This is a genomic window from Treponema pedis, from assembly GCF_017161325.1.
Lineage (GTDB): Bacteria > Spirochaetota > Spirochaetia > Treponematales > Treponemataceae > Treponema_B > Treponema_B pedis.
Genome location: NZ_CP045670.1, coordinates 355,073 through 375,067, shown reverse-complemented (window position 1 = coordinate 375,067; position 19,995 = coordinate 355,073). Strand labels below are relative to the sequence as shown.

The following is a 19,995-nucleotide window of genomic DNA, read 5'->3' as shown; positions in this document are numbered from 1 at the left end:
AAAGATTATTTAATAAAATTTACCGAAGGCCCGTTAAGAACAGCCTGATATTCCGCATCAAACCATGCATCGCTTGCTTCGATATTTTTCGTATCAAAGTTTTCACAAAATGTTTTTTGAGCATTATAACAGGCAATAGTTTTTTGCCCCGAAACCACTTCTTCAACAAAACCGTTCATTGCTCCTAATTTACGCGACCTTTTACCGAATAAAGGTTGTGTTTTTTTTACCCTATAACATGTAAACAATATTGAAGACGGAATAGTAAAAAGCAAGACTATTATTAAAGAAGGTGAAATAGTCATCATTAAAATAAATGTCCCTAAAACGGTAATACAACTTGAGATAATTTGTATAACATCATTTGTAAGAGAAGTATTGACGGTATCAATGTCGTAAGAAATACGTGAAATCAAATCTCCCGTATAATGAAGATTCATGATTTTTAAAGGCAGCGTAATGATTTTATTAAATACATCTTCACGAAGGCCGCGTGCAATCCGCTGGGAAATTTTAATCATTGTTTTATGCGTCAAATATGAAAATAAGGCGGAAGTTAAATATGAACCGACCATTAAGCCGGCAAAATAAAAAACTTTTTTAAAATTTACATTTCCCGCCGTAATACCTATTGCATCGATTGCCTTACCCGAAAATTTAGGCCCCGCTAAAGAACATAGATTTGAAATTAAAATTGTAAAACTTATAAAAAATATTTTATGAAATTCCGAATTTATAATTTTTTTAAAGCGTTTTAAAAGAGTTTTTAAATTTTTAGGTTTTTGAATTATCTTTTCATCAAAACTTGCCATATTAAATTATTAAGCTCCCCATTTGGTTTTCGTAAATTTCGGAATAAAGGCTGCATTCCCGTAACAGCTTTAAATGATTCCCGGAGGCAATTATCTTACCGTCCCGTAAAACCAAAATTATATCCGCATGTTTAATTGAGCTTATCCTCTGTGCGGCAATAATTATCGCGAGGTTTTTATTTTTAAAATACCCTTTCAGCTCTTTTCTGAATTTTGCATCGGTTTCATAATCAAGAGCGGAAGTTGCATCATCCAATATTAAAAGTTCACAAGGGCATGCCAAAGCACGCGCCAAAAGAAGTCTTTGTCTTTGACCTCCGCTTAAATCCGAAGCCTTGCTTGAAAGGTTATATTCCCAGCCTCCCTTTTTAGTTATAAAATCAAAGGCTTGTGCGGTTTTTACGGCATTTTCAATTTCAGACATCGTTATATCGCGCCCTAAGGTAATATTATCCGAAAAAGAAGCCGAATATAAAAAATCGTTTTGAAAAACCGCCGAAATATTTTGACGCACCTTACTTATATTTTCCGTATTTATTTCCTTACCCTTCCAAAATATTTTTCCTTTATCCGGAAAATATAAACCTTCAATTAATTTTATAAGAGTACTTTTACCCGAACCGGTAGCTCCTATAATTCCTAAAATTTTTCCTTTGTCCAAACTAAAAGAAATATCGCTTAAAGAAGCCCTTTCAGTCCACTCGGACTTATCATAAGTAAAACTTACATTTTCAAATTTTAAAAGGGGAATATTTTCATCTGCCTTCAAAACCGCATTACCGATTACACTTTCATAAGGAGCATTTAAGACTTCAGCAATACGGAAAGAAGAAGAGGCCGCTTTATTATAAACCGCAAACATTCTGTTAAATGCCAAAAGCGAGTTTGCAATTTGTATAAAATAAGATAAAAACGACATAAGTACACCGGTTTGCAAGTCGCCTTTATTTATCATAAATGCTCCGGTTAAAATTACCATAACAATACCTAAATTTAAAATCAGGTTAATCAGCGGATTTGTTTTTGCGGCTAATACCGCAGCCCTTGTTTCGGCATCTGAAACATCATCGCTTGATTTTTTAAATCTTTTTGTTTCTTCATAAGTTTTATCCATAGCTTTTATTATGCGTATACCTGAAATATTTTCACGCACAATGCGTGTCATAACATCAAGTTTTAATTGAACATTTTTAAAAAGAGGAAATATTTTTTTTGAAAACATAAAAGTAATAAGCATAATAGGAGGCAAGAGCATTAAAAGAATAAAGGCAAGTTTTAAATTTTGAATAAAACAGAAAAAAATCCCTCCCGAAAAAAGCATAGGAGCTCTAATACCCATTCTTTGAATTACCGCCATAAATCTGTGAACATTATATGTATCGGAAGTAAGACGCGACTCGAGAGACGGCACCGTAAATTCATCTATTTGATGTACCGAAAGAAACATTATGCGTGAAAATAAATCGGTTCTAATTTTTTTTGCAGCCTGAGCTGCCGTCCATGAAGCCATTCTGTTCGCAATTATATTTGAAAGCCAACATATAATTGAAGCGGCGGCCATCAGTCCGCCGTATTTATAAATCGCCTGTATATTATGCGAAGGAACCGCCTTATCAATCAATCCCGCTAAAAGATACGGCAAAAAAAGTTCCGTAACACTGCCTAAAAATTTTATTCCTCCGCCTAAAAATATACGTAAGCGGTACGGTTTTAAATATTTCCGTATCATTTTATTTCTTGACCCTGACGATATATCCTTTCAAGAGCCGAATCTATTTTACGTTTTGTGTAGCCGCTTATCACATATCCGTTTTTTAATTTTGAATCAAACAAGATATAATCGCCGCTTTCCAAAGGCGTTTCTCCTATCAGCATCTTTTCACCTGAGCCTAAAACAATAGTAAAATATTCGGTATTTATCGAAGTAAGCGGCATTGCAGGAAAAATATCTACACATGAAAATTGTTTTAAAAATAATTCCAAATCCGAGAAGTAATTATCGTTTTTACCGGAGCGGATTATATGCTCGCCGTTTTTTTCTATAGATTGAATTTTATTTTGTTCAAATAAAGATTTATAAATTTGAAGGTTAATCCAAAAATCGGAGCGCATGGTTAAAAAAGGCGAAATATTGTCGGGCATTTTAAAAATTTTTGTGCGGCCGTCCGGAAGAAGATATAAATTTTTCCCCAATGTATCTTTTTTACCGAAAGTAAACTCTCCTGCGACAGTTTTATCCGAGCGTATCAACTGCATTTTAACGGCATTGTTTTTATCCAATCCGAAATTTTTATATTGGTTTATATCATCAGTAATAAAAGTAACCGTTTCTTTTTTCGTCAATACTTCAAAAAGTCTATTTATTAAGGAGTCGTCAATCGGATACTCTCCCCCTCCGGTTTTATAAACAAAAATTTTATTTTTTTTGTTAAACGAAATTCATTAAAATTAGGCGGCAGCGAGTTGTCGGGAATCGTTAAAACAATCTCTTCAATTAAATCCGAATCGTCTTTTAAAATTAAAGAAGTATTTACACTTTCGGCTTCCGGTTTAGGAAGATAAGCAATTATTAAAACGATAAATAAAACAAAATTTATTATACATAAAATCAAAGTATGTAAATCAATATTATCGAAAAAAGTTTTTTTCATTTCTTTTTCCTTTGCAAAATAAAAATATAAACAGCTGCAAATGTAATAATTAAAGGCAAAATAATAAGAGAAATAATTCTTGCAAATGTAACCGCTTTTACAAATTCATCTTTATCGTCAAATTGTTTAAACGGCAAAGCCGTGTGCATTTTATTTTTTAAAAGCGTTAAGTTATCATAACCGCAAATATGTTCAATACAATTTACCATAAAATCCAAATTAAAAGATGTTCCGGTATAATCAACGGCTCTGCTTATCATATATTCATCGCTTATTACAACTACCGGTGCGGGATATATTTTTTCCGCAACAACCGCCTCCGCACTTTTTTCCCGCACGGAAAAAAGAGAAAGCTGATTTGAAAAAGGGTCCGTATCGTAGTTTTCAATCATCTTTATTGAATTAGCCGTAGTAGATGCCAAAATCTTTATTTTATTTTTTTCTTCATCAACCGAAACGGAAGAAGGCCAAAAGGTTTGCAAATTTTTATTACCCGAAAACATTCCCGAAAATATTGCATTCTTTTTTTCTACGGTTGAGTGTTGAAGCATAATCCAAAACGGATAGTTTACGGTTTTCGCTCCGGCGCTGTCCACCGCCGACATAGTAATTCTGAAATTAACCAAATCCAAAATTAAATCGGATTGGATATAAAATCCATGTCTGGCCAATACATTCAAAAGAAAGTCTTGTACTTTAGGAACAGCCTTCCAATTCCCCTTTATATCCACCGTATTACCGGAAACAAAAAACACTCCCCTGCCATGCTTTTGTAAAAATACATCAATAGCGGCTGCGGACCCTATATCAATATAGTTTGAACCTATTACCAAAAGAGGAAGGTCTTCGGGAATATTATCTATCGGTAAATTTAAAACTTGCACGTTAAATCCCGCATACTCAAGCCACGGAATTACATAACCGTATTCCTTGTCTATAGTATCGGGAGGTACCATTACGGCAACCGTTTTTAAAGTTTTATTTCCTACAGCTATGGACTGCATATCGGAAATAAGACGGGCAATATCATATTCTAAAATATCTATATCATCAACAAAGGGAATAACTCTTGTTTCTCCTCCGTATTCCAGCATAAGACCTGAGTAAAGCGTATAAAGAGTTTGAGAAGAATCGTTTTGAGCTTCGATTTGTCTGGGTACTAAACCTATTTTTTTTATTGCATCTTCGGAAAGCTCCGCCGTATTTTTTTCCGTAAAGATAAATTTATTATTTGAATAAATGGCGTATTCTTTAACGGTATCCGTTAAATATTTTAAAGACGGAAAAAAAATTTCCACTCCGTCCGTTTTAAACCATGTTACACTTACCGTCGCATTCAAACTATCCAATAATTCATACGTATATTCGGAAAGTGAGTATACTTTTTGCGGAGTAGTATCGGCTCTAAAATATTTTTTTTCCGAAATTAAAACCGATAAAAACAATGCGGAACAAAAAAGAAAAAACCGTATCGTATATATTTTTTTTTGTTTCAGTTTCATCTTGAACTCCTTTGTATTTGCAATATAAATACATTCAATTCAATTCCCAAAGCAATCAAAACAAAATAAAAAACGAAGTCCCGCGAATCGAAAATACCGCGTGCCGAAGATTCAAAATGAAGAGTAAATGAAAGATAATTTAAAACCGTTTTTATGAAATTTAAATTTTCCGTTTTAAATAACGCCGTATGAATAAACGTAAAAAATAAAACCGTTAAAAAAGATAATAAAAAATTTATTGCACTGTGACTTGTTAAAGAAGATAAGGCTGAGGAAAAGGCTATTATCCCCGAACCGAAGAAAAAAACGGCACAATACGAAAGGAAAAAAGAAGAAAGACTGAAATATCCCAAACGAAAAACCGATACGGGAATTACGGCACTTAAAATTAAAAGCAAAAACCATGCGCTAATTAAACTTAAATATTTTGCAAGAACGATTCCGCGTATTGAAATCGGAAATGAAAACAAAAGTTTATCGGTATGCTGTTTTTTTTCGTCCGCCCAAATACTCATCGTAAACATTGGAATCACAACACAACATAAAATGGGAATATTTAAAAAAAACGCTCTTAAATCGGATTGTCCCGCATAAAACCAGCTCGTGCCCCCTATAAATAACAAACCGCTTCCCAAAACAAAAAACAAGGCGGCACCGTATAATACGGGCATAGTACAAAAAGATAAAAATTCTTTTTTAAAAAGAAATAATACGTAATTTAAATCAGATATTTTCAATTTTTCCGAATTCATTTTTATTTACCCCCGCAAAAAAATAAAAGGCTTTTTCTAAAATATTTTCCTCCTCCCCGTGGGAGTCTGTAAAGGGGCAATCGGCTCTAAGCATTTGCTCTTTTATATCCGCTATATTTCCGCTTGAAATTACAGTTCCCTTATTAAGCAATATATGATTTGAACACAATGCGGCCGCTTGTTTTAAATTATGAGTGGAAATTAAAACCGTTTTTCTTTTGCAATTTGTAAAATCTTTTTTTCAAACAAACGCATTTGTATTGCGTCCAAACCCGAAGTCGGCTCGTCCAATATAATTAAAGGAGGATTATGCAAAACCGCTTGTGCAAGTCCTACACGCTGTTTATAACCTTTAGACAATCCTTTAATTGTCCTTTCATAAACCTCTTCAAGTTCGCAAAACTCTACGGCTTCTTCTATTTTATCTTTAATTTTATCTTGTGCAATACCGCGCATTTGTGCGCTAAAATTTAAAAAATCCGATACGGTCATATAAGAATATAACGGTGTTTGTTCATAAAGAATTCCTATACGGCGTTTTGCTTCGGTTTCATCTTTCAAAACGGAATAACCGCCGATTAAAATATCGCCTTTATCCGGAAGACAATATCCTGAAATACAGTTTATAATACTGCTTTTCCCCGCCCCGTTCAAACCCAGCAAAGACGTTATTTGCCCCGCCTTCAGCTCAAAAGAAACATTGTTACAAGCGGTTATCTTATTCTTACCGCTTCGGTAATATTTAGTTAAATTTTTTATTTCAAGCATATTCGGTACCGTTATTTTTTCCTGATTCCTAAAATGGTCAGGTCATCATATTGTTCATCTTCACGGATATTTGTATAATAAATATATTCGTCGGCGTCGGTATTCGGTCGGCGATTACTGCAATAAGCTTGATATTGTCTAAAATGTTTATTTAAAAATAAGTCTATTTTTTTATCTACCTTTACCATATTTAATTCCGTAGCTTTAGGGTCCTGATACATTCTAAAAATCTTTTCTATTGAAACAAGACCTATAACTACATCTTCAACTGAACCTTCAAGCGAAGTAAAATCAAAATTAAATTCTTCATCTTCAATAGGGTTATGCCATTTCTTTAAATTAAAAGAAGTACGGTCAAAAATACTTTCGATTATTTTGCAAACTCTTTCTTTGCCAAGCTCTTCACCGTCCTGTCCTACAGTATGAGTTTCATGTACATCGTCAACATTCAAACCGTCTACGGCACAAACTATCGGCTGTAATTTTGAATTTCTAAATAAGCGTTTTGCTTCTTCAATTCCGTCAGTGTATAAGAACAAAACATCTCCCTTATTAAGTTTTACGGTTTCAACTTTAAAACCTCCTTTCATATCTATCATAAAAGACGGAAATACACCGGCTGCGGAAACTTCAGTTAAAACAACTTCCTTCATTTTGCGTAAAGAAGCATCGTAAATATTTATTACATTATCTCCTGCATTACAAAAATGAACCTCTCCGCTTACGGAATCAAAAATACAAAGAGTAAAAGCCGCAAATCGTCCTTTAAATCCGCGAGATTCAATAAGGTCGTTTATACGTGAAACAAGATAATCGATTTTTAAGCCGTGAGTTTGAAACTTCCAATCTTTAAAATAATCCAAAAATAAGGTTGCAACTTCAACCATTATCAAAGCCGCAGGTACTCCCTTTCCTGCAATATCGCATTTAATAATTGCATAATATCTATCATCGAGTTTTATATAATCGAAATAATCTCCGGAAACGCCTCTTGCACCTTCATAGTATCCGAAAAATTCCACATTATCGTCCGAAGATTTTCCGCAAGTTAATTTACGTCCTAAAGAATCGGTATCGAGAGGCAAAAACATTTTTTGAATTTCTTTACCTACAGTTAAATCCTTTGAAGCCGCCGCAGCCGCCGCAAGCCCGCTTGTCATATTATTTATTGTAGTGCCTAAAATTCCTATTTCATCTTTCGATTTTATTTTAATGCTTTTATCCGCAAGCTGTTCTTTATCTTCGGTAGAGTTAATCATATCTATATGTGCTACCAATTTTTTTATAGGTGCGATAATAATAGATGCCAAAATAAAGGCATCAATAATTCCTACAGCCAATGAAATTAAGGAAATATACAAAATCATACTGATAAGAGACTTTTCAACTTCATTGATTTTCGCAAGAGTATTTTTTGTCGAAACTTGAATATATATCATACCGTGGACAAAATTTTCAGTATTCCCCTGTTGTCTGTACAAAATAGGTTTATAAAATAAATATTCGGTTATATCCTCAGATAATTCTTTTGAATTGAATTTAGGATAAGAGCCGGAACCCTTAACGCTCAAGTTGGACAGCTCCAAATTTAATTTTTCTTCCATTTGGCGTATTATAATCTGAAGTTCATTACGCCTGTCTATAGATTTTTGGTCCGTATTCAAGGCTATTGCAACAGCTTCTTTGGTTAAAGAACTTATTTCGTTTGCCAAACCGCCTACACGTTCTCTCGCTTCCGCATCGATTCTGTTTATTTCTTCATAAGCACTTTCCATTTCCGGCAATTTAAGCTCCGATTCTCCTGCGGAAAATTCGGCATTTTGAATTTTATCCGCCAAATCGGGGTCGTTTGAAGCCCAAATAAAATTATAACCTTCCTTTTTATTTTGAAGATGAGTACCGGTAATTGTTGCAAATTTCGCCTCTTCAACCGTAGCAATTTGCGAAGATAAAAATTGAAGTTCCAATAAATTTTTAGAAGGAAGATAAGCTTTTGCTCCCGCGCTTAAACTTTCAAGTAAAACTTCCGTCTTTGAAAATAAACTTTCCGCTAAAAGAGTTTCCTGAGTATTTAAAAAGATTGCACCAAGCGGTAATGCTAAAATTAAAATTACCGATATTACCAATACTACGGTAAGTAAAATAAATTTTACCCGTAAACCGCCGCCCTTAGCTTTTAAAGAAGCGGCTTTTTTTCTTCTTTTTTCCGTTGCCATAATACCTCCGTTTAATAATGCGTGAACTTCTTTTTTCAACTCAACGGCTTCTTTTATAGATTTTATAACTCCTATAACCGAAAATATCAAAATAAACAATATAAAAATTATAATAATAAATACAATTAAATAATCAAAAAGAGTCTCACTGTCGGGAGAAACAAGCCAATTATATCTGTATTTTTTACCGTAATCTCCGAACTTTATATTCCCTAAATTATCTACAGAAATTTTTTCTTTAGAAAAATATATACCTCTGGAAGAGTGGCGGACTCCCACATAGTACTCGCCGGAATCCAAATCATCAATCCGTATATCCGAAATTACCTTATCGCTTATAATTGAAAAATAGTTTTTAGATGAAACCGTATTTCCGCCCTGAGTATTTTCTTTTTCAAAAATCAAATCGTAAGGAGGTACACCGTCCGAATCTATATAAACATTTTCTACAATACCGTCCGTTGTAAAACCCTTACCGATAATCGAAAGCAACACAGTACCGTCTCTTAACTGCTGTGTTTCTATATTCGAAATGTTTGTATAAGGTATATATTTATTTAACGCAAAATATTTTACGGCAGGCTCGCTTATATTTCCCGATGCGTCAACGGCGGATACGGCAATAGCGTATAAACCGTTTTCATAATTTTCAATTCTCTGTTTTGCCAAATTGGTCGTCAATTTGGAAAGATTTAACTGCAACTTAAATTTATCTTTTAAAATGTTTTGTACGGATTCATCATCGATAACAACCTCATCTGAAGCCCGTAAAAGAGATTTAAATTTTTGTATATCCGCTACATACTGAACGGATTTTATATAACCTTTTATTTGCGTTTCTTCTTTACCTGTAATATCGGCTTCGGGCGGATTCCATTTTATTTCAAAACTGTTGGAATTTGAAAAACCGTTTTTATCAAGAGCAAGCAGCTCAAATATCGGCGGCATAGGAGGCGTAGAATCCCGCTCGCAAGCTACCACGCTCATTTCCGACCAGTTTCCCGCATAGTCGCAAATTCTTACACCGAGATACCACAAACCGTCAACTTCCGGCTCATAAACCAATTTCGATTCCGATTTCAACTTTGTAATTACAGGCTCGACAAAATCGGGAGGCGTATCTTTGGACCATACATACGCATAACCTGCAATACCCGACGAATCGTATGGAAATTTTATATCAACGGTAAGTCTTTTTTTTCCCGATTTTGAACGCGCATCAAAATCTACAGGTTGTAATTTTGCTTTTGCAATTTGAAAATCGGGTTGAATACGCATAATCCTTTGCGAAGCCATTCCTTCCTGCCATATCAATTGAAGGTTGCCTTCTAAAACAAAGGGCTGAACGAATAATAAGCTCCCCGTAAATTTACGTACGGTACTTACTTCCCATGCGGAATTCTTTTTTACCGCAATACATAAACTTCCGTTTTTTTCATAATCTTCCGTCCATGTAAGAAGAGGCTTTTTATTATAAATAATAACCTTAGGGTTAAAAACCGAACTCCGCTGTTGCGGAAGTTTTTCGATTCCGGAAGTCAACTGCCCCTTTGTATTCAGTGCGGCAAAGGCAACAATAGTCTTTTCCGCACGGTATAAAGACTGCTCCCATACCGCAAAAATCTTTCGCTCTTCATGAGAATATAAAATTTCCGGTCTTTGATTTTGACTCGTATTATTTTCCGTTATCTTTACAGGAGCGGACCATGAACTGCCGCCGTTAGATGAATATGAAGAAAAAAGGCCGTAAACCTGTCTGTTATCAACGGAATCAAGAGATTGAAAAACTATTACGTCGTTATTTTCCGCAACCGTATGAACTGGCAAAAAAACTCTGTCGCTTTTTTTTTCACGGTCAAATTCGGTAAACTCCGACCACTTGATACCGTTATTCGATAAACTGTAAAAAAGAGAAAATTTTTCACCGATACCGCGTGAAACAAATAAGATATATTTACCGTTTGATAAAACGGAAATATACGGAGAACCCAAATCATACATCTCCGTTACAATTTCTTTTTCGGAAAAAGTTTTTCCTTCATCTTCACTTTTTAAAATACCTATAGTATTTCTGTTTTTTATATAAGTAACTATTATATCTCCGTAATTTCCTACGGCAACAGATACAATTGAAGGTATATCTGCCGTATATGGAATAGGCGAAGAAATACGCTCATTTAAATTCCAATTTCCGTCCGAATAAACTGCGGCGGAAATAAAAATATGCCCCTCGGTTCCGGTGTTTGCAACTACCTCTTCCCAAACAACGGCTGAAATATCTTTATTGGAAGCGGATTTTAAAAACTGACCGTTTTTACCGCTAAAAACCGTCGGTGTTTCCCAATAAAAATCCTGAGCATTAAGGGATAAAAAAAACAGTGAAAATAAAAATGCAAATAAAAATTTTAAACCCTTATTATATCCAATCATAGTTGAGCGTCTATCCTTTTTTTCAATTCACGAACCTTTGCCGAATTTTTGGCATTTGCATCTTGCATAAGCTGTTCAACCAATGCGGCAGCGATAATTTTATTTCCTTTTTGTAACTCGGCAACGGCTTGCTGGTACTTTGCTTCATTTGAAGCGGATAAAACAATTACCGATACGCCTCCCATTGCCATTTGAATTTCGTCTTTTAATCTTACCGCTTCAATATTTTGCGAGTCCAATTTAATAGCTCTGTCAAGAAGCTGTACGGCAACGGGAAATTCGATAGTATTTCTGCTATTATATATATTTCTCGCAGATTTTGTAAGACGTTCAGCTTCAGCTATTGCAACAAAATCGGGAGGAGGCAATTTTATACCCAGATAAATCTCCACTTCATCTTTAAGCGATGCAATGCCTGGAAATTTTTTATCTATACTGTATAAATCAAGCAAGTCGCTATATGCCCTTTGTGAATTGCTTTTATATTCTCTTTTTATGGATATAATCTTTTTTCTGAACTGTTCATAAAAGTTTGCAGGGTCGGCAAGTTTATCTATTTTTAAATTAAGCTGTCCCGCAACTTCGTTAAAAGGATAAACCAAAAGTACTTGTTTTATATTTTCTTTTGCGGCATTTAAATCCTTTAAGGCTTCGGTACGTTTACCCGTATTTATCTTTTGTACGGAATCGCGATACAGCTGAGTGGAGTTATTTAAAAGCTGAATCATTTGAGGATAAAGAGGAGCGGAAACGGGAATCGTTCTTCCCGTTTTTAAAGCCCCGGCTATATTCACTATACCTAACCAGTTAGTAATTTCTTCGTTAGGGTCCACATGAGTTACAGCCCACCTGTTGCGTGCTAAAATCAGGGTATCTTCCGCACTTTGAAATTCTCCGTTGTAATAATGCTTTTTCGCTTTTACCAAATAATTTCTGACATCTTGAACTACAACGGTATTTTCGGCATTGTTTATTTCCATGCCCAATTTTTCCAAACGCTCATCGGTTGTTTTTCTATATTCGGAATCTTCTTCAAGAGTCAACGCTTCATTGGTTTTAGACCTTGAAAGCTCTATGTATCTGCGGGCCGCCGTAAAATTTCCGCTTTTTAAATAGCCTTGAGCCTGTTCATACCTTAAATCCGCTTCATTTTTTGCCAATTTAATTTTTATCAGCAAAGAGTTGACATGCGATATATCATCTGCAATTACTCCCGCTAAATTTTTAAGATTGGCGGCTTCTTTTTTTACTTCATCGATATTTGCGGTAAAAACCTTGCTGGAAATTAAAGCGGAAGATATTAACTCCGTTTCTTTTACAAATTTATTTAATAAATTTGCATCATTATCTACTGTTTGTTTAAGAGACATTAAATCCTGTACCGTAGATGCAGGAGATATATCATTTTGGGAGTCTTTATCTTTAACGGTATTTTTATGATATTCTCCGTATTTGTTTTGAGCTTCTTTAAAGGCGAGTTTACCGGATTTATTTTTTAAAATTGCAAGCTGTTCAAATAAATTTACCCTCAGCTCAAAAATATTATCGGAAAACACTTTTTGTTTTGCCTGTAAAGTATCCGATTCGTAATCGGCACCGTTCTTTTTAACCGCAGCCGTATCGCTTAATAACTTTACGGTCTCGGTTACCATAATATTAACTTCCCGTGCCGCTTTTTGTAAATCGGATATTAAAGAGTCTTCTTCTTCACGTAAATCTCCTATGGAACCCTGATAATCGATTTCTATTTTATTTTTATATTTTACCAATTGTAAAAAATCCGAATACAATTTCTTTGTTTTTAAAATTTTTTCACTTAAATTTAAAACGGTGCTTATTCTGTTCTTATAATCAAGTTTAACATTTTTTGTAAAGCGGGATTTTAAATTTCCCTCTTCTTCGGCATACCACTTTTGTAAATATTTTAAATAAACATCTACAAGGGCAATATTACCTTCAATCTCCGCATCGTTTTTAAAATCGAAAGCGTTACATGAAATTTCAAAAAGGTTTTTTATTTCGCTCCAGTAATTATTTATAAAAAAATTAAGATTAAAAAAATATACCGGCTTCCATGGCACCTTCAACACCTTCAAATTCGGTTGCCGAATCCCTGCCTATTGTAAGCCTGTAAGCAAAGGGTAAAAGAGTTTCCTCCGTTTTTACTCCGGCCTTAATTTCATCATGATATATTTTTTTTAATACAGTACCGGAAGCAAAAACGGCATCGGTTATACGCCGCATTTCATTTAAATATAACCGGATAGAAGAAAAATCTTTTTCCGAAAAACCCGCTGCGCCAGATTTTAGCCTTGCGGTAAGTTTGTTTCCTTCTTCAATAAATTTATTATATACTTCCGCATATTTTTTTACATTTAAATTAACGGAATCCATTTCGGTATTTACATCGGAAAGCGTTTTTGTTCCAGTTCTTTCAAGCTGGAATTCCTTGTTATAAATTGAATACCCTTTCGTAAAAGTTTCGGCGGCCTCGTTATACTTTTTTTCATTTATATAAGAAATACCCTTATCCATTATGGTGTTGAATTTAATGCGCTGAATCGCATAAACGGAAGAAATTTTCAGTTTATCCAAAAAATTAACCACCGAGGGGTCTATATCGGCTTCGGATTTCGCTATATCATCTATCAGTTTTAATTTTTTTTCATTATTATCCGGGTCTTCATGTAATAATTTTAAAAGTTCGTCAAATTTTTCTTGAAACCGTACTTGATTTTTCATTGCGGAACGGATTAAATTTACCGCATATTCGGCAGACTCCGGCTTTGCTTCAAGAACCCCGCTGATTTCTTCCAATGCGGCACTGTTTTCTTTTAAATTTATAAGCTCTTCCGCATGCGAATACTCCGAATTTCCGCGAGCATACGCAAAAAAGAGAATAAAACAAAATAGCGGAATAAAACAAAATTTTTTGTTCAAATTAAAACCCAATACCAAATACAAATTTTTCCTATATCAATTGTCGGAATTTTATAGTTTTTTTTTACAAAAATCTCTAAAAATAGCTGAAAAAAAACCGAAATTCTTGTATAATGGATACAACCGAATTTGATAACGGGTTTTAACTACAATGGAATTTTTAGAGGTTTCCGTTTAAAATATTACAGATATGAACAAATTTATTCAAGGTACTTTAACATTTTTTTTCCTCATTTTTGCATGGATACCGGTATTTTCCGTAGATATATCAAATTCATACTCCGGTGTTTCAAAGGCTTTTGATGTGTTCGTACAAAAAAATGAGGGAGAAACGGCATTCCGCACTCTTTTAATCCCTTCAGGCGGAAGATTTGAGGGCTTAGGAGCGGCATTTACCGCTCTTTCAAATGATATAAGCTTTTTCGATGCAAATCCCGCAGCAAGCGCATTTTTTAAAAATACCGAAATCAATGTTTTACATAACAGCTGGATTGCGGATTCCAAACTTGAAACTATAGGCTATACCCAGCGCAATGATAATTTCGGCTGGGGAACATCTCTAAGATGCTTTTATATTCCCTTTACGGAATACGGAACAGTCGGAGAAAAAAAATCTTCGGGATTTTACAGCGAAACCTTTTTAACTTTAAATTTCGCATACAACTTTCTTGCAGGCTATAATTTTAAAGGGCTTACAATAGGGGGAAATTTAAAAATGGGAATACGTTCTATGCCGCCTATTGCCGGAATAACCGAAGAGGCGCCGTCGAAAACACATACCTCGGCTCAAAACGGTTATGCGGTTTTAGGCGATTTAGGTATTATTATGCGTGCGAACGTATTAAAAAAATTTTATGATTTTGAGCCCAATTTTCATTTCGGTATTATGTTTAAAAATTTCGGTACACCCATACGCGGAGATATCCCGCCCGCATACGTTTCTATGGGTTTTGCATATAAGCCGGTTTCAATATTTTTATTTACTGTAGATTTACAGCAACCCGTAAATTTAAAGAACATAAAAGCCTCCGGATTTCCGTCGGCAAGCACAGGTATGATGTTTTCCATAACAAAATATTTTAATCTTTTAACAGGCTTCGGCATACGCGGAGGAAACCCGCGTTTCAGTTTAGGCGGAGAAGTTAATTTATCGAATATAACTATAAATGCAAACTACACTTTGGATTTGGCAAGTCAAACTACAAATTTAAACCGCATAAGCGTAGGTGTAAAAATTTTACTCGGAGACGGCGGCAGAGAAAAACGGCGTAACAAAGTAGAAAATCTTTACATGCAGGGTTTAAACGAATATCGAAAGAAAAATTACGAAGCCGCAATTACTATATGGAAGGATGTTTTAACAATGGACAAAACCTTCGACCCTGCAATCGAAGGAATTGAAGTTGCAGAAAAGCAAAAAAAATTACAAGAAGAATTAAATAAAATTTTATTATTAGAGAAAAATCAATAAAAATGAAAATCTGTTTATGTGCGGCAAAAAATAAATCTTGTAATACGGAATATAACATTTCTCAAATAAAATTATTCATAGAAAAAACAAAAGATGAAAAACCGGATTTGCTCTTATTCGGAGAAGCCTTTTTACAAGGATTCGACTCTTTATGTTTTGAATATAAAAAAGATATTCTAACGGCAATGAGTATTCATTCTTCGGAAATTTCAAAAATCGGAAACCTTGCACAAAAAAATAAAATTGCAATAGGTTTCGGTTTTATCGAAAATAATCATGGAGCAATTTTCAGCACTTATTTAATTATAGGGAAAACCGGAAAAATAATCGATAAATATCAGCGGGTTTCACAAGGCTGGCGTATTAAAAATACCTGTGCCGATTACCGTGAAGGAAAAGATTTCCATACCTTTCAGCTTGAAAATAAAAAGTTTGCGGTTATGATTTGCGGAGACTTATGGGAAGATAACTTACTGAGTAAAATAATAAGCACGGAAGCGGAAATCTTTTTATGGCCGGTTTTTTGTGCTTATACTGCCGAAGAATGGGAGGCTTCCGCAAAGGCGGAATACTCCGCCCGCACCGCAATTTTAAATCAAACGGTTTTATTTGTAGACTCTATTGTAAAAATAAACGATGATAAATATTCGGGAAGCGGAGCCGTTATATGGCGGCACGGAAACATTTTAAAAGAATTACCCGCCGGACAAAGCGGCTTTTTAACTTATGAAATATAAACTTTAATGCCCCTCTTTCCGAAACGGAAATATGAAATTTTTACTATATGTAAACAGCTCTTATTTCTATAAGGATAACACTTTTACGATAAAACTCTTACTTTTCGGCATAAATTAAACTGCTTTGGATATACTCTTTAATTTGTAAACCGTGTCCCCACTTTCGTGCATACTCATCGGAAACTTCTTTGTTTATAATTTCTATATTTTTAAAATTAAGGGCTTTAAAAACCGTTTTAATCCGCTCCGCAGACCAAGCGCCTCCCACTCACGTTTTTATCATTGAAGAATCGCTTTTCCAGTCGGGAGGCAAATCTTTTTTTAAGGTTATATCGGAAATTGCCGTCCTTCCGCCCGCTTTTAATACACGGTATATTTCCGAATATACTTTAGGCTTATCTACCGATAAATTTATAACACAATTACTTATAACCAAATCTGCGGAATTTCCCGTAAGAGGAATATCTTCGATTTCTCCGTACAAAAAGGTACAGTTCTTATAATTATTTTTTTCGGCAATTTCGGAAGCCTTTTGCACCATAGTGCGTGAAGAATCTACACCGAATACCTTTCCGTTTTCGCCTACAGCTTTGGAAGCAATAAAACAATCAAGCCCTCGTCCTGAACCCAAATCCAAAACGGTTTCTCCCTTTTGAGGCTTACTGCGCTCCTGCGGGTTACCGCAGCCTAAACCCAAATCGGCCTCTTTCGGTACGGAGTTTAACTGTTCAAATTTATAACCCAGAGACTCCGTAATCTTTTCAGCATTTCCTTTTACCGCAATTTCTTCGCGGGCCAAAGATTCGTAATAATCCTGCACAGCTTTTTTAACGTTATCGTTATTTGTATTCATACTCATTACCGTTAATATAAAACATTCCCGTAAAATAAGCAAGTATTAGGATTTTAAATCGCAGCTTCCGTTTATTTTCGTTTTAGCCGAACCGAAAAACGGTATAAGGTTATAAGTGCAAAGTCCGGCTATTTTTAAAATCAGCCTTCCTTACCGTTTTACGTATCGGGAAAATAACAGGGCATAAAAAACCGGCATATCCCCCGCAGCACTTTTGTTTTATGCAAGGTATATACCGGTTAAAATTAAACCCGGATTTTTTTAGTTTTTTTTGCCGATAATTATACCGACAGGCATACCATCTTTGGATATAGTTCCTGTAACCTTTTTATCGTTTATTGAACCTTTAAAAATCAATTTGTCTTTTTCTATGGTTGCAGAACCTGAAAAACTTCCGTTTTTTAAAACCGTCAAAGTTATATTTTCCGTTTTATCTTCATAGTTAAATTTAATATTAAATTTTCCGTCCTTATCTACAGTTCCTTCCCATGTACCTGGAATAGCCTCTTCAATAAGAGTCCATGTACCGGAATAATTTCCGATATATTTGCTGGGTACCTTACCGCAGCTTACAGTCAAAACCATGGCGCCGACCGCTAAAATAAGCATGCCCAATATTAAAACCGTTCTTCTTTGTTTCATTTAAAAACTCCTTCCCTGCAAATTTTGCAGGATATTTTTAATTATTTCTTTTTGCCGTAAATTTTACCTATATTCTCTCCAGATATATCACCGCTGACAACGGTATCTTTTATTTTTCCCTTAAAGCTGTAATTGCTCATATCAATAGTTGCAATGCCTGAAAAGCTCCCGTCTTTTAATACCGTAAAAACGGCTTTTGCAGGATCAGTAGTGGTAGTAAATTCTATACTGAATTTTCCATCTTTGTCGATATTTCCGGTCCATTGCCTCGGTTGTTCTTCATCAGTAAAGGTATATGTTCCTGAATAATTTCCGTCATACGTTTCAGGTTTTACCTTGTTTTTACAGCTTACACCTAAAGCCGCAATACATACCGCTAAAATCAACGCTCCGAATACCGAAACCGCTCTTCTCTGTTTCATTTAAAACTCCTTTCCTGCAAATTTTGCAGGACATTTTTAGTGTTAAACCGAAAACCCGTTTTTACGTAAGTACGTTTAACGGAATTTCAAGTGTAATCAATTTTTTAAAATATACTAAAATAGTCTATTTCAGTCAATAAGTCTTTTTCCTATAAAATCTCCTGATTTACCGCCGTCAAGTAAAATATCACCCTTAACATTACCGTCTTTTATGGTTCCTTTCACTTCAAGTTTACCGCCGAGTAAATCTTTTGCTCCGTAAAAGCTGCCGTCTTCCGAAACTTTTAAGGTAACGGCAATATCTTGCTCCGGCAGCTTCATTCTTACCGCAAATTTTCCGTTACCGGTTACCTCTCCGTCCCAAATCCCGGGGTCAACGGTCATATTACAAGTACCGTTATACTTTCCGATATAAACTTCAGGTATTACATTACCGGCTACGCCCGAACCTTTCGGCCTGTCATTACAGCTTATACTTAAAACCGCAATCCCGACCGACAAAACCGACATTCCGAATACGAAAATCGACTTTATTTTCTTCATAAAAAACTCCTTTCCTTAAAATACCAAAAAACCGTCTGCCTGCATTGTTGTAGGCAGACGGCTCTTACTTATAAACAAGTAACTTAAAAAAAAGTTTTAGATATAATCGGCTTTATGTAAAATATCTTTTGCTTTTACAATATCTTCTCCGCTTACCATAATAACGGGACCGGTACAGCCCATTCCGGTTTCGGCATAAATACCCTCTTTCCAAAGAGCTTTGCAGGCATCTTCAATTTCGATAACGTCAATACCCGGAATCCCCGCATCGACCGTTTTCTTTGCAGGAGCCGTTACTTCCGTGTTTTGGGAAGCTGCCGGAGGTTTTGCACCGGGCATATCTTCCAAAAGTTCCGTTAAGCCCGCTTTTTTTGCCGCTTTAAGCTCTTCCGCATATATTCCGTGAACATTGCGCCTTGCACATTCGGCAACGAATTTTAAGGCACCTGCAATTGCAGGAGCTCCGGAAGCTCTGGAAATAATACCTACAACATCATCATAGCCGGTACCTATACAGGGGCCGTATCCGAACCCTGAACCCTCATAGCTTCCGCCCGTTACAAACGAAGAAAAAAGCTTTATAAGCAAGTTCCCTGTTAAAGTATCGCAAACCATAACATCGGGAGTTCCCTGCAAAAGGTCGTTTCCCCTCATTCGTACACCGCCGTCAGCCCTGTTCGATTCGGTATAACGTACATTATAACCTTTTTCTTTAAGTTTGTTTAAGGCTTTTTCTATAACGGCTATACCGTCAATGTTAAGAAGACCTACAGTAGGCTCTTGAATACCCGAAGCTTTTGCAACCGCGATTCCTCCGACGGCATTTAAAAGCATCGCCTTGTAGCGGTTTGCGTCGGTAGTTCCCGTAGTGGTGGCGATAATCATCTCGCGGCCCCTTCCCGGCGTTACAACCTTTCCTACAGTGCTTACACCTAAAGGAAAATTATAGTGCATAGTTACGCAAGCCTTTATCGTGCCTTCTTTAAAAAGACGCTCCATTTCTTTATGAGCATCTTCAAGAGTATCTGCCGGAAAATGTTTAAAACCTGCCGCCGGCTGTCCTCCGATAAGGACAATATCCAAATCGGGATTGTTTTTTGCGGCGAGTTCGGCAGCTAAAATAAGCTCTCCTTCTCCGTGTTCACTGCCGGGAACGGTCAACCCTATCGGAAAACGGCCTGCAAAGGAACCTCCTTCCAAACCGTCGGCAAGACCTAAAAATAAATCGGCAATTTGTTTTTTATCCGCCATATCTT

The 19,995-nt window shown here is 35.5% G+C and carries 19 protein-coding genes; 2 read left to right on the top strand and 17 right to left on the bottom strand.

All coding sequences use genetic code 11. From position 1 onward, the window contains the following. Positions 1 to 5: 5 nt before the first annotated feature. From DYQ05_RS01710 to DYQ05_RS13515, 11 genes are read right to left on the bottom strand one after another with little or no spacing between them, the layout of a single operon-like run. Positions 6 to 812 (bottom strand): ABC transporter permease, encoded by an 807-nt coding sequence (locus DYQ05_RS01710; protein ID WP_206183716.1) that lies wholly within the window; start codon positions 810 to 812, stop codon positions 6 to 8. 1 nt (position 813) lies between these two features. Beyond that, positions 814 to 2,541: an ABC transporter ATP-binding protein gene (locus tag DYQ05_RS01705; RefSeq protein WP_206183715.1), complete on the bottom strand. Its 1,728-nt coding sequence runs from the start codon at positions 2,539 to 2,541 to the stop codon at positions 814 to 816. Beyond that, entirely contained in the window at positions 2,538 to 3,155 is a 618-nt protein-coding gene (locus DYQ05_RS01700) for a DUF4340 domain-containing protein (RefSeq protein WP_252723473.1), read from the bottom strand. The genes DYQ05_RS01705 and DYQ05_RS01700 overlap by 4 nt, the downstream gene beginning before the upstream one ends. Before the next feature lie 20 nt (positions 3,156 to 3,175). Beyond that, positions 3,176 to 3,463 (bottom strand): hypothetical protein, encoded by a 288-nt coding sequence (locus DYQ05_RS01695; RefSeq protein ID WP_206183714.1) that lies wholly within the window; start codon positions 3,461 to 3,463, stop codon positions 3,176 to 3,178. Further along, positions 3,460 to 4,965: a GldG family protein gene (locus DYQ05_RS01690; RefSeq protein ID WP_206183713.1), complete on the bottom strand. Its 1,506-nt coding sequence runs from the start codon at positions 4,963 to 4,965 to the stop codon at positions 3,460 to 3,462. Before DYQ05_RS01690 ends, DYQ05_RS01695 begins: the two co-directional genes overlap by 4 nt. Further along, positions 4,962 to 5,717, bottom strand: a complete 756-nt coding sequence (locus DYQ05_RS01685) for an ABC transporter permease (RefSeq protein WP_024467987.1) — start codon at positions 5,715 to 5,717, stop codon at positions 4,962 to 4,964. Before DYQ05_RS01685 ends, DYQ05_RS01690 begins: the two co-directional genes overlap by 4 nt. Continuing rightward, on the bottom strand, positions 5,689 to 5,886 hold the full coding sequence (locus DYQ05_RS13520; RefSeq protein ID WP_252723472.1) for a hypothetical protein: 198 nt from the start codon (positions 5,884 to 5,886) through the stop codon (positions 5,689 to 5,691). Before DYQ05_RS13520 ends, DYQ05_RS01685 begins: the two co-directional genes overlap by 29 nt. A 32-nt stretch (positions 5,887 to 5,918) precedes the next feature. Next, on the bottom strand, positions 5,919 to 6,485 hold the full coding sequence (locus DYQ05_RS01680) for an ABC transporter ATP-binding protein (RefSeq protein WP_252723471.1): 567 nt from the start codon (positions 6,483 to 6,485) through the stop codon (positions 5,919 to 5,921). Between the two features lie 11 nt (positions 6,486 to 6,496). Next, positions 6,497 to 11,131: a SpoIIE family protein phosphatase gene (locus DYQ05_RS01675; RefSeq protein ID WP_206183712.1), complete on the bottom strand. Its 4,635-nt coding sequence runs from the start codon at positions 11,129 to 11,131 to the stop codon at positions 6,497 to 6,499. Then, entirely contained in the window at positions 11,128 to 13,212 is a 2,085-nt protein-coding gene (locus DYQ05_RS01670; RefSeq protein WP_252723470.1) for a hypothetical protein, read from the bottom strand. Before DYQ05_RS01670 ends, DYQ05_RS01675 begins: the two co-directional genes overlap by 4 nt. Beyond that, positions 13,184 to 14,071 (bottom strand): hypothetical protein, encoded by an 888-nt coding sequence (locus tag DYQ05_RS13515; protein WP_252723469.1) that lies wholly within the window; start codon positions 14,069 to 14,071, stop codon positions 13,184 to 13,186. Before DYQ05_RS13515 ends, DYQ05_RS01670 begins: the two co-directional genes overlap by 29 nt. A gap of 190 nt (positions 14,072 to 14,261) precedes the next feature. Here DYQ05_RS13515 and DYQ05_RS01665 point away from each other — a divergent pair, with 190 nt between their 5' ends. Together DYQ05_RS01665 and DYQ05_RS01660 are read left to right on the top strand one after the other, a co-directional pair. Continuing rightward, positions 14,262 to 15,542: a UPF0164 family protein gene (locus DYQ05_RS01665; protein ID WP_206183711.1), complete on the top strand. Its 1,281-nt coding sequence runs from the start codon at positions 14,262 to 14,264 to the stop codon at positions 15,540 to 15,542. Between the two features lie 2 nt (positions 15,543 to 15,544). Continuing rightward, a complete protein-coding gene (locus tag DYQ05_RS01660; RefSeq protein WP_024469313.1) occupies positions 15,545 to 16,279 on the top strand; it encodes a carbon-nitrogen hydrolase family protein in 735 nt (244 codons plus the stop codon). A 97-nt stretch (positions 16,280 to 16,376) separates the two neighbouring features. Here the strand turns inward: DYQ05_RS01660 and DYQ05_RS01655 are convergent, their stop codons facing one another. The 6 genes from DYQ05_RS01655 to grdD all read right to left on the bottom strand — a co-directional run bounded on the left by DYQ05_RS01655 (position 16,377) and on the right by grdD (position 19,990). Next, complete coding sequence (locus DYQ05_RS01655) at positions 16,377 to 16,547, bottom strand: hypothetical protein (RefSeq protein WP_020964150.1); 171 nt, start codon at positions 16,545 to 16,547, stop codon at positions 16,377 to 16,379. Beyond that, positions 16,548 to 17,132, bottom strand: a complete 585-nt coding sequence (locus DYQ05_RS01650; protein ID WP_024467952.1) for a methyltransferase domain-containing protein — start codon at positions 17,130 to 17,132, stop codon at positions 16,548 to 16,550. A 261-nt stretch (positions 17,133 to 17,393) separates the two neighbouring features. Beyond that, positions 17,394 to 17,774, bottom strand: a complete 381-nt coding sequence (locus DYQ05_RS01645; RefSeq protein WP_206183710.1) for a hypothetical protein — start codon at positions 17,772 to 17,774, stop codon at positions 17,394 to 17,396. Positions 17,775 to 17,815: 41 nt separating this feature from the next. Beyond that, the gene (locus DYQ05_RS01640) at positions 17,816 to 18,196 is read right to left on the bottom strand and encodes a hypothetical protein (RefSeq protein ID WP_206183709.1); all 381 of its coding nucleotides are present in this window, start codon (positions 18,194 to 18,196) and stop codon (positions 17,816 to 17,818) included. 129 nt (positions 18,197 to 18,325) lie between these two features. After that, positions 18,326 to 18,739, bottom strand: a complete 414-nt coding sequence (locus tag DYQ05_RS01635; RefSeq protein WP_020964146.1) for a hypothetical protein — start codon at positions 18,737 to 18,739, stop codon at positions 18,326 to 18,328. Between the two features lie 96 nt (positions 18,740 to 18,835). Then, complete coding sequence (gene grdD / locus DYQ05_RS01630; protein ID WP_020964145.1) at positions 18,836 to 19,990, bottom strand: glycine/sarcosine/betaine reductase complex component C subunit alpha; 1,155 nt, start codon at positions 19,988 to 19,990, stop codon at positions 18,836 to 18,838. Positions 19,991 to 19,995 lie beyond the last annotated feature (5 nt).

What these genes read in the sequence shown, in the direction of transcription:
- DYQ05_RS01710 (WP_206183716.1), bottom strand. Translation starts at nt 812, where the DNA reads ATGGCAAGTTTTGATGAAAAGATAATTCAAAAACCTAAAAATTTAAAA.
- DYQ05_RS01705 (WP_206183715.1), bottom strand. Translation starts at nt 2,541, where the DNA reads ATGATACGGAAATATTTAAAACCGTACCGCTTACGTATATTTTTAGGC.
- DYQ05_RS01695 (WP_206183714.1), bottom strand. Translation starts at nt 3,463, where the DNA reads ATGAAAAAAACTTTTTTCGATAATATTGATTTACATACTTTGATTTTA.
- DYQ05_RS01690 (WP_206183713.1), bottom strand. Translation starts at nt 4,965, where the DNA reads ATGAAACTGAAACAAAAAAAAATATATACGATACGGTTTTTTCTTTTT.
- DYQ05_RS01685 (WP_024467987.1), bottom strand. Translation starts at nt 5,717, where the DNA reads ATGAATTCGGAAAAATTGAAAATATCTGATTTAAATTACGTATTATTT.
- DYQ05_RS01680 (WP_252723471.1), bottom strand. Translation starts at nt 6,485, where the DNA reads ATGCTTGAAATAAAAAATTTAACTAAATATTACCGAAGCGGTAAGAAT.
- DYQ05_RS01675 (WP_206183712.1), bottom strand. Translation starts at nt 11,131, where the DNA reads ATGATTGGATATAATAAGGGTTTAAAATTTTTATTTGCATTTTTATTT.
- DYQ05_RS01665 (WP_206183711.1), top strand. Translation starts at nt 14,262, where the DNA reads ATGAACAAATTTATTCAAGGTACTTTAACATTTTTTTTCCTCATTTTT.
- DYQ05_RS01660 (WP_024469313.1), top strand. Translation starts at nt 15,545, where the DNA reads ATGAAAATCTGTTTATGTGCGGCAAAAAATAAATCTTGTAATACGGAA.
- DYQ05_RS01650 (WP_024467952.1), bottom strand. Translation starts at nt 17,132, where the DNA reads ATGAATACAAATAACGATAACGTTAAAAAAGCTGTGCAGGATTATTAC.
- DYQ05_RS01645 (WP_206183710.1), bottom strand. Translation starts at nt 17,774, where the DNA reads ATGAAACAAAGAAGAACGGTTTTAATATTGGGCATGCTTATTTTAGCG.
- DYQ05_RS01640 (WP_206183709.1), bottom strand. Translation starts at nt 18,196, where the DNA reads ATGAAACAGAGAAGAGCGGTTTCGGTATTCGGAGCGTTGATTTTAGCG.
- DYQ05_RS01635 (WP_020964146.1), bottom strand. Translation starts at nt 18,739, where the DNA reads ATGAAGAAAATAAAGTCGATTTTCGTATTCGGAATGTCGGTTTTGTCG.
- grdD (WP_020964145.1), bottom strand. Translation starts at nt 19,990, where the DNA reads ATGGCGGATAAAAAACAAATTGCCGATTTATTTTTAGGTCTTGCCGAC.